Annotated in this window: 3 protein-coding genes; all 3 read left to right on the top strand. The window is 63.0% G+C overall.

Features of this window, described 5'->3' with window-relative positions; all coding sequences use genetic code 11:
- Nucleotides 1–121: 121 nt before the first annotated feature.
- From recC to recD, 3 genes are read left to right on the top strand one after another with little or no spacing between them, the layout of a single operon-like run.
- Nucleotides 122–3,571 (top strand): exodeoxyribonuclease V subunit gamma, encoded by a 3,450-nt coding sequence (gene recC, locus L8I05_RS20050; protein WP_242171170.1) that lies wholly within the window; start codon nt 122–124, stop codon nt 3,569–3,571.
- A complete protein-coding gene (gene recB, locus L8I05_RS20045; protein WP_242171167.1) occupies nt 3,568–7,239 on the top strand; it encodes an exodeoxyribonuclease V subunit beta in 3,672 nt (1,223 codons plus the stop codon). Before recC ends, recB begins: the two co-directional genes overlap by 4 nt.
- A complete protein-coding gene (gene recD, locus L8I05_RS20040; protein WP_242171165.1) occupies nt 7,236–9,305 on the top strand; it encodes an exodeoxyribonuclease V subunit alpha in 2,070 nt (689 codons plus the stop codon). The genes recB and recD overlap by 4 nt, the downstream gene beginning before the upstream one ends.
- The last annotated feature ends 63 nt before the right edge of the window (nt 9,306–9,368 follow it).

Genomic DNA, 9,368 nt, shown 5'->3' with positions numbered 1-9,368 from the left:
TGGGCGGTCGAAAAAAATTCTGTGACCGCCTCTTACACTCCTGACAGCCTCGCTTGCAGCTTGCAGTCGCCTTCAATGCTAAAGTCGCTCCCTCGATTTTGCTTTTCCCAAGGAAGCCGTTATGCCGGATGCGACGTCCCTCAGCGCTGGATTCATGGTGGTTCACGGCAACCGCCTGGATGAACTGCGCAGCCTGGTAGTCAGCTGGATGCGCCGCTATCCGCTCGCGCCCTTGGAAAACGAGATCGCACTGGTACAAAGCAACGGTATCGCCCAATGGCTCAAGCTGGCTTTGGCCGAAGACCCGGAAGAAGGCGACATGGGTGGCTGCGGCATCGCGGCGGCAATTGATGTGCAACTCCCTGGCAGCTTCATGTGGCAGCTCTACCGCATGGTGCTGGGCCGTGACGAAATCCCGCCCAAGTCCCTGCTCGATAAAGCCCCACTGACCTGGCGTCTAATGCGCCTGCTCCCAGAGCTTATCGACCAACCACACTTCGAACCCCTGCAGCGCTTCCTCACCCACGACACCGACCTGCGCAAACGCTATCAGCTGGCTGAACGCCTGGCCGACCTGTTCGACCAATACCAGGTCTACCGGGCCGACTGGCTGGAAGACTGGGCTGCTGGCCGCCACCAACTGCGCAACGGCCGAGGCGAATCCAAGCCACTGAACCCCGCGAACTGCTGGCAGGCCGAACTATGGCGTGCACTGCTATTGGATGTAGGTGAAGAGGGCATGGCCGAAAGCCGCGCGGGCGTTCACCAGCGGTTCATCGAGCGCATCAACAGCCTTGAAAAAGCCCCCCAAGACCTTCCGTCACGAGTGATTGTTTTCGGCATTTCCTCTTTGCCCGCACAAGCGTTGGAAGCACTCGCCGGCCTGGCACGTTTCAGCCAAGTCCTGCTATGCGTGCACAACCCTTGCCGCCATCACTGGTCCGACATCGTCGCCGATAAAGACCTGCTGCGTAACGAGTACAAACGCCAAGCGCGTAAAGCGGGTATGCCGGTCACCATCGACCCGCAAACCCTGCACCAGCATGCGCACCCGCTGCTCGCCGCCTGGGGCAAACAAGGCCGCGACTACATCAGCCTGCTGGACAGTTACGACGACCCCAACAGCTACCGGGCCGCATTCCGCGACGGTCGCATCGACCTGTTCAGCGAAAGCGAACCGACCACGCTGCTCAACCAGCTCCAGGACGACATCCTCGAGCTTCGCCCACTCAACGAAACACGCGAGCTGTGGCCGGGCGTCGACCTCAATAAAGACCGCTCCATCCGTTTTCACATCGCCCACAGCGCCCAGCGCGAAGTAGAAATTCTCCACGATCAATTGCTCCAACGCTTCAGCGCCGATCCCTCGTTGCGCCCGCGCGACATCATCGTCATGGTCCCTGACGTCGACAGCTACGCGCCGCACATCCGCGCCGTCTTTGGCCAGCTGGAAAAAGGTGATCCACGTTTCATCCCGTTCACCCTCACCGACCAAGGCCAACGCGGCCGTGACCCACTACTGATCGCCGTCGAACACCTGCTCAAACTCCCGGACAGCCGCTTCCCCGTCAGCGAAATCCTCGACCTGCTCGACGTTCCCGCCTTGCGCGAGCGCTTCGCCATCAAAGAACGCGACCTTCCCACACTGCACCGCTGGATCGAAGGCGCCGGCATCCGTTGGGGCCTCAACGCCGAACAGCGTGCAGGGCTTGGTCTGCCGAACGAGCTGGAACAAAACAGCTGGCGATTCGGCCTGCGCCGCATGCTGCTGGGTTACGCGGTCGGCACCGGTGTCGCCTGCGACGGTATCGAACCCTACGACGAGATCGGCGGCCTCGATGCGGCGTTGATCGGCCCGCTGGTTTCCTTGCTTGATGCGTTAAACGATGCGCACCAGGCCCTGTCCCAACCGGCAGCACCCCAGGAGTGGGGCGAACGCCTGCAACGCCTGATGCAACTGTTCTTCCTGCCCAGCAGTGAACATGACGACTATCTCCTAGGCCAACTCGAACAACTCAGAGAGGACTGGCTGGAAACCTGTGAGTCCGTCGGCCTACAAGACGAGTTACCCCTCACCGTAGTCCGCGAAGCCTGGCTGGCTGGGCTGGACCAAGGTCGCCTGTCCCAGCGCTTCCTTGCCGGAGCTGTCAATTTCTGCACCCTGATGCCCATGCGCGCCATCCCGTTCAAACTGGTTTGCCTGCTCGGCATGAACGACGGCGACTACCCGCGTGCGCAACCGCCGCTGGACTTCGACCTGATGGGCAGCGACTACCGCCCCGGCGACCGTTCACGCCGCGAAGACGACCGCTACCTGCTGCTCGAAGCCCTGCTGTCCGCCCGCGACCAGCTCTACATCAGTTGGGTCGGCCGCAGCATCCGCGACAACAGCGACCGCCCAGCCTCTGTGCTGATAGGCCAACTGCGCGACCATATCGCCAGCGGCTGGCATAACGCAGACACACATGAACTGCTGGAAGCGATGACCCAGGAACACCCGCTCCAACCCTTCAGCGCGCGCTATTTCCATGAGGGCGACCCGCTGTTCAGCTACGCCCGCGAATGGCAGCTGCTCCACGAACCACGCGATACCGAAGTACAAGAGGTCGAACTGACGGAGCACCACCAGGAAGACCCCCTGAGTCTTGGCCAGTTGCAGGACTTCCTGCGCAACCCGGTCAGACACTTCTTCAGCCAACGTCTAAAAGTGTTCTTCGAGGCCGCCGAAGTCCCGCTGGCCGATGAAGAGCCCTTCGTCCTCGACGCGCTGCAGCGCTATAGCCTCAGCGACAGCCTGCTGAACGCTGCCTTGACCCAGCCCGACCAAGTGGATCAGGCCCTCAACGCCCAAGCCCTGCGCCTGCAAGGCAGTGGCTTGCTGCCCATGGTCGGTTTCGGCGAGTGCCTGCGTAACGAACTGATCGAGCCATTACCGGATCTGTTGCAGCGCTACCACCACTTACTGGCGCTTTGGCCCACGCCACACACAGCCGCCGAACCGATCAGTTTTGAGCATCAAGGCATTCAGCTGGAAGGCTGGATCAGTGGCCTGCATCGGCGCAGTGATGGCGGGTTGCTCAGCGTGACCACCATCCCCAACAGCATCGGCTCGATCAAGACCTGCAAGTGGCACCGCCTGATTCGCCCTTGGGTCAATCACGTGGTGGCCTGCGCCTGCGGCCTGCCACTCAGCACCGGGTTGGTCGCCAGTGACGACACCTTGCTCCTGGCGCCCCTGGAAAAATCCGCGGCCCAGGAAATCCTCGGCAACCTGCTGCTGGCCTGGCACACCGGCATGCGAAAACCACTCCCGGTGGCGGTCAAAACCGCCTTCGCCTGGCTCGGCCAAACCGACCCCGCCAAGGCCCAGGCCGCCGCCAGCAAAGCCTATGAAGGCGACGGCCTGACCACCGATGGCGAACGTCGCGAAACCCCGGCGCTCACTCGGCAATTCCCGGACTACGCCACGCTCATTGCCAGCGAAGAATTCGAAGGCTGGGCCGAAACCCTGTACCGCCCATTGCTCAACGCGCCGTGGCGATCGCTCAGCAGTGAGGAGGCCAGCGCATGATCAGTAAACCTTTAGCCCTGGCCTTCCCGCTCAAAGGCAGCCAACTGATCGAAGCCAGCGCCGGCACGGGTAAAACCTTCACCATCTCTGCCCTGTACCTGCGTCTGGTGCTCGGTCACGGCGGTGATGAGTCCGGCTTCGCGCGCGAATTGCTGCCGCCGCAAATCCTGGTGGTGACCTTCACCGACGCCGCCACCAAAGAGCTGCGTGAGCGCATCCGCATCCGTCTGGCCGAAGCCGCGCGCTTTTTCCGCGATGAAATCGAGCAACCGGATACCCTGATCGCCCACCTGCGCGACGAATACCTCCCCGAGCAGTGGCCCGCCTGCGCCAATCGCCTGGACATCGCCGCCCAATGGATGGACGAAGCCGCCGTTTCGACCATCCACAGTTGGTGCCAGCGCATGCTGCGCGAACACGCCTTCGACAGCGGCAGCCTGTTCACCCAAACCCTGGAAACCGACCACAGCGACCTGCTCGGTGAAGTGCTGCGCGACTACTGGCGGCTGTTTTGCTACCCGATGCACGATGACGCGCTCAACTGGGTGCGCAAAAACTGGAGCGGCCCCGCCGCGCTGATGCCGCGTGTGCGTGCGTTGTTCGGCAGCGAACGGCCGACCGACGAAACGCGCGAGCCGGCCGAGCTGATCAATGCCTGCCTGCAAGAGCGCCGCGAAGCCTTGGTCACCCTCAAGGCGCCATGGCAACAATGGGCCGCCGAACTGCGCGATATCTGCCTGCAAGCCGTGGCCGCCAAAGCCGTCGACGGCCGCAAGATGCAAGCGCGCTACTTCGAACCCTGGTTCGAAAAGATCAGCGCCTGGGCCGCTGACGAAACCGTCGAACAACTCGACATCGGCACCGGCTTCACGCGCCTGACGCCCGACGGCATGGCCGAAGCCTGGAAGGGCGAGCCGCCGCGCCACCCTGGCATCGACGCCATGGCCAGCCTCAAAGCCAGCCTTGACGCCTTGCCCACTCCCGACGCCGCCGTGTTGCAACACGCCGCCGGTTGGGTGGGTAAACGCTTCGAAGAAGAAAAACGTCGTCGCGCCGAAATGGGCTTCGACGACATGCTGATCCGCCTCAATGCCGCCCTCCAAGCCGAAGGCGGCGAGCGCCTTGCCAGTGTGATTCGCGAGCAGTTCCCGGTGGCGTTGATCGACGAATTCCAGGACACCGACCCGGTGCAATACAGCATCTTCGACAGCATCTACCGCATCGAAGAAAACCACCTCGACAGCGGCCTGTTCCTGATCGGCGACCCCAAGCAGGCGATCTACGCCTTTCGCGGCGCCGACATCTACACCTACCTGCGCGCCCGTCAGTCCACCACCGGCCGCCACCACACCTTGGGCACCAACTTCCGCTCCAGCCACGCGATGGTCGAGGCGGTCAACCACGTGTTCCAACGCGCAGAAACCGGCCGTGGCGCCTTCCTGTTCCGCCAGCCGGATGGCGACAACCCGGTGCCGTTCCACTCGGTGCTGTCTCAAGGTCGCAAAGAGCAATTGCAGGTCGACGGTCAAACACTGCCGGCAATGAACCTCTGGCACTTACCCACTGACCAGCCGATTTCCAATGCGGTGTATCGCCAACAACTGGCCGCCGCCTGCGCCACGCAAATCGTCGAGTTGCTCAATGGCGGACAGCAAAGTACGGCCGGCTTCGTAAAAGATCACAGCTTCAAAGGTGTGCTGCCGTCAGACATCGCCATCCTGGTGCGCGACGGCAAGGAAGCCCAAGCCGTGCGCGCCGAGTTGGCCGCCCGTGGCGTGCGCAGCGTGTACCTGTCGGACAAAGACTCAGTCTTCGCCGCCCAGGAAGCCCACGACCTGTTGGCCTGGCTCAAGGCCTGCGCCGAGCCGGACGTCGAGCGCCCACTGCGCGCCGCCCTGGCCTGCGTCACCTTGAACCTGTCATTGGCGGAACTGGAGCGTCTGAATCAGGACGAACTGGCGTGGGAAACCCGCGTGATGCAGTTCCGTGGCTACCGCGCGGTCTGGCGCACCCAAGGCGTGCTGCCTATGCTGCGACGCCTGCTGCATGACTTCAAACTGCCGCAAACCCTCATCGCGCGCAGCGACGGCGAACGTGTGCTGACCAACCTGCTGCACCTCAGCGAATTGTTGCAACAGGCCGCGTCGGAGCTGGACGGCGAGCAAGCGCTGATTCGTCATCTGGCTGAACACCTCGCGCTGTCGGGGCAGGCCGGTGAAGAACAGATCCTGCGCCTGGAAAGCGATGAGCAATTGGTCAAAGTCGTGACCATCCACAAATCCAAAGGCCTCGAATACGACTTGGTCTTCCTTCCTTTCATCTGCTCAGCCAAACCGGTGGACGGCAGCCGTTTGCCGCTGCATTACCACGACGAACAGGGCAAATCCCAAGTCAGCCTGCGGCCCACTGCCGAGTTGATTGCCCAAGCTGACGATGAACGCCTGGCCGAAGACCTGCGCTTGTTCTACGTCGCCCTCACACGGGCCAAACATGCCTGCTGGCTCGGCGTTGCCGACCTCAAGCGCGGCAACAACAGCAGCTCCGTATTGCACCTGTCAGCCCTGGGCTATTTACTTGGCGCGGGTGCATCGCTGGGCGAATCTGCCGGCCTGGCGCGCTGGCTGCTGGACTTGCAAGAAAGCTGCGCCGCCATCCATTACGGCCAGGTGCCCGACGCGCAAGACATCCAGTTCCACCCGCCCCGCAACGAAGCCACCTTGCTCGCGCCGTTGCTGCCCAAGCGCAAGGCCGCCGAAAACTGGTGGATCGCCTCCTACAGCGCATTGCGCATTGGCGAGAGCATGAGCGCCGCAAGTCTTGAAGCGCCGGAAAGCCCGCAGGCCCAGAAGCTGTTCGACGACGAACGTCTCGACCCTGACGCACCGCGCGAGGTGGCAGCGTCCGGCGGCGATATTCATCGTTTCCCACGTGGCCCTAACCCCGGCACCTTCCTCCATGGCCTGTTGGAATGGGCGGGCGAGGAGGGCTTCAACGTCAGCCCCGAGGCCATCGAAAAAGCCGTGGGCGCGCGCTGTAACCGGCGCAACTGGGAAGGCTGGATCGTTACCCTCAGCGGTTGGCTCGGCCACCTGCTGCAAACGCCGCTGCCAGTGGAAAACGATCAGGTCACCCTGAGCAGCCTGCAGCAGTACCAGATCGAAATGGAGTTCTGGTTCGCCAGCCACAAAGTCGACGTGCTCGCCCTCGACAAGCTGGTGTGCCAGTACACCCACAACGGTGTGTCCCGTGTCGCCGCCGAACCGGTGTTGCTCAATGGCATGTTCAAAGGCTTTATCGACCTGACCTTCGAACACGACGGCCGCTACTACGTGGCCGACTACAAATCCAATTGGCTCGGCCCCGAGGATTCGGCCTACACCTCGGATGCCATGGAACAGTCGATCCTCGAGCATCGGTACGACCTGCAATACGTACTTTACCTGCTGGCCCTGCACCGCCAGTTGAAGGCACGCCTGCCGGACTACGATTACGACCGCCACGTCGGCGGCGCGCTCTACGTTTTCCTGCGCGGCACTCAATCGGTGAGCAAAGGCGCGTATTTCACCCGGCCACCACGGGCGCTGATCGAAGGCTTGGACCTGTTGTTCCAGGGCAAACCCATACCGCCCAAGGTTGAGCCCGCCTGGGAACAAGGAGTGCTGCTATGAGCCTGTCGCCGTTACCGCTTGAGGCGTTAGAGCCCCTCGGCCGCGCCGTCGACCTGGTGCAACTGCTCGAACGCTGGGTTGACCGTGGCTGGCTGCGCGCGTTGGACAAGGCCTTTGTCGGCTTCCTCCACGAGCTCGACCCGCAGGCCGACCCGCTGGTGTTGCTCGCCGCGGCGTTAACCAGCCACCAACTGGGCCATGGCCACGTGTGCCTCGACCTGTTCGAAACCCTCAAGGCGCCGGATTTCGCCCTGTCATTGCCACCCGAAGGCGACCTGCAAACCGGCGCGATGCTGCTGCCGTCGCAATTGCTCGACGGCCTCGACGGCGCCCATTGGTGCCATGCGCTGGCGGCCAGTGACTTGGTTGCGCTGGCCGTCGATGGCAGCGACGCCGCCCAAAGCCGCCCATTGGTTCTGTCCGGCAAACGCCTGTACTTGCGCCGCTACTGGACCTATGAACGACGCATCGACACAGCCTTGCGCTTACGTCTGGCGACTCAGGAGACTGTCGGCGCCGACCTGCCGCAACGCCTGAATAGTCTGTTCAACCAGCCACCGCCCGACGGCGTGATCGACTGGCAAAAACTCGCGTGCGCCCTGGCCACCCGCGGTGCCTTCAGCATCGTCACCGGCGGCCCCGGCACCGGCAAGACCACCACCGTCGTGCGCCTGCTCGCGCTGTTGCAGGCGCCCGCCGTGGAGGCCGGCAGCCCGTTGCGTATCCGCCTGGCGGCGCCCACCGGTAAAGCCGCCGCACGCCTCACCGAATCCATCAGCCAGCAAGTGCAGTCGTTGACCGTGCCCGACAACGTGCGGGAAAAAATCCCCACAGAGGTCACCACCGTGCACCGCTTGCTGGGCAGCCGCCCGGGCACGCGGCACTTCCGCCATCACATCGGCAACCCATTGCCCCTGGATGTGCTGGTGGTGGACGAAGCCTCGATGATCGACCTGGAAATGATGGCCAACCTGCTGGACGCCTTGCCGCCCCACGCGCGCTTGGTGTTGCTGGGCGACAAGGACCAACTTGCCTCGGTGGAAGCCGGCGCCGTCCTCGGCGACTTGTGCCGCGACGCCGAAGCCGGCTGGTACAGCCCCGCCACGCGCCAATGGCTGCAAGCGGTCAGCGGTGAAGACCTCAGCGCCAGCGGCCTGCACGAAGACCTCGACGGCAGCCACCCGCTGGCCCAGCAAGTGGTGATGCTGCGCTACTCGCGACGGTTTGGCGAAGGCAGCGGCATCGGCCAATTGGCGCGCTGGGTCAACCAGCAAAACGCCGAAGAGGCGCGCAAACTGCTCGCCGCGCGCAGCCACGATGACCTGTTCTGCCTCAGCCTCAAGGGCGAGCACGACCACGCCTTCGAGCGGCTGGTGCTGGACGGGCAGGGCGACGAAGCCCAGGGATATCGCTACTACCTAAACCTGCTGCAAAGCGCGCGCCCAGCCCTCGATACCCCCCGTGAAGACCTGGCCTGGACCCACTGGGCGCAACAACTGCTGCAAGCGTTCGATGCGTTCCAGCTGCTCTGCGCGGTGCGTAAAGGCCCCTGGGGCGTGGAAGGCCTGAACCTGCGCATCACCGCCGCCTTGCGCAAAGTGCGGCTGATCGAAGGCGATGACCAATGGTACGAAGGCCGCCCGGTGCTGATGACCCGCAACGATTACGGCCTGGGTTTGATGAACGGTGACATCGGCATCGCCCTCAAACTGCCCGAAACTGACGGCGGCCCCCACGTGCTGCGCGTAGCTTTCCCACGCAACGATGGCCAAGGCGGCGTGCGTTTTGTACTGCCTAGCCGTCTGAACGATGTGGAAACCGTGTACGCCATGACCGTGCACAAATCCCAGGGCTCGGAATTTACCCACACCGCGCTGATCCTGCCGGATGCACTTAACCCGGTGCTGACCAAAGAACTGATCTACACCGGCATCACCCGCGCCAAGCGTTGGTTCAGCCTGATCGAGCCGCGTGGTGGCGTGTTCGAAGAAGCCGTGCGACGCAAGGTCAAGCGCTTGAGTGGGTTGATGCTGGAGCTGGACGCCCAGAATGAAAAAACTGACTGATAGGTCATGAAATATTTCTGATTCAGTCGTCTGAATTTTCTGAAAAAATAGCGGACTCCGCGA

It is taken from the genome of Pseudomonas sp. MONT-RG-20F-20-E-7-02 (assembly GCF_022662395.1).
GTDB lineage: Bacteria > Pseudomonadota > Gammaproteobacteria > Pseudomonadales > Pseudomonadaceae > Aquipseudomonas.
The sequence above is the reverse complement of the archived record's forward strand: the minus strand, read 5'-3'. Positions and strand labels throughout refer to the sequence as shown.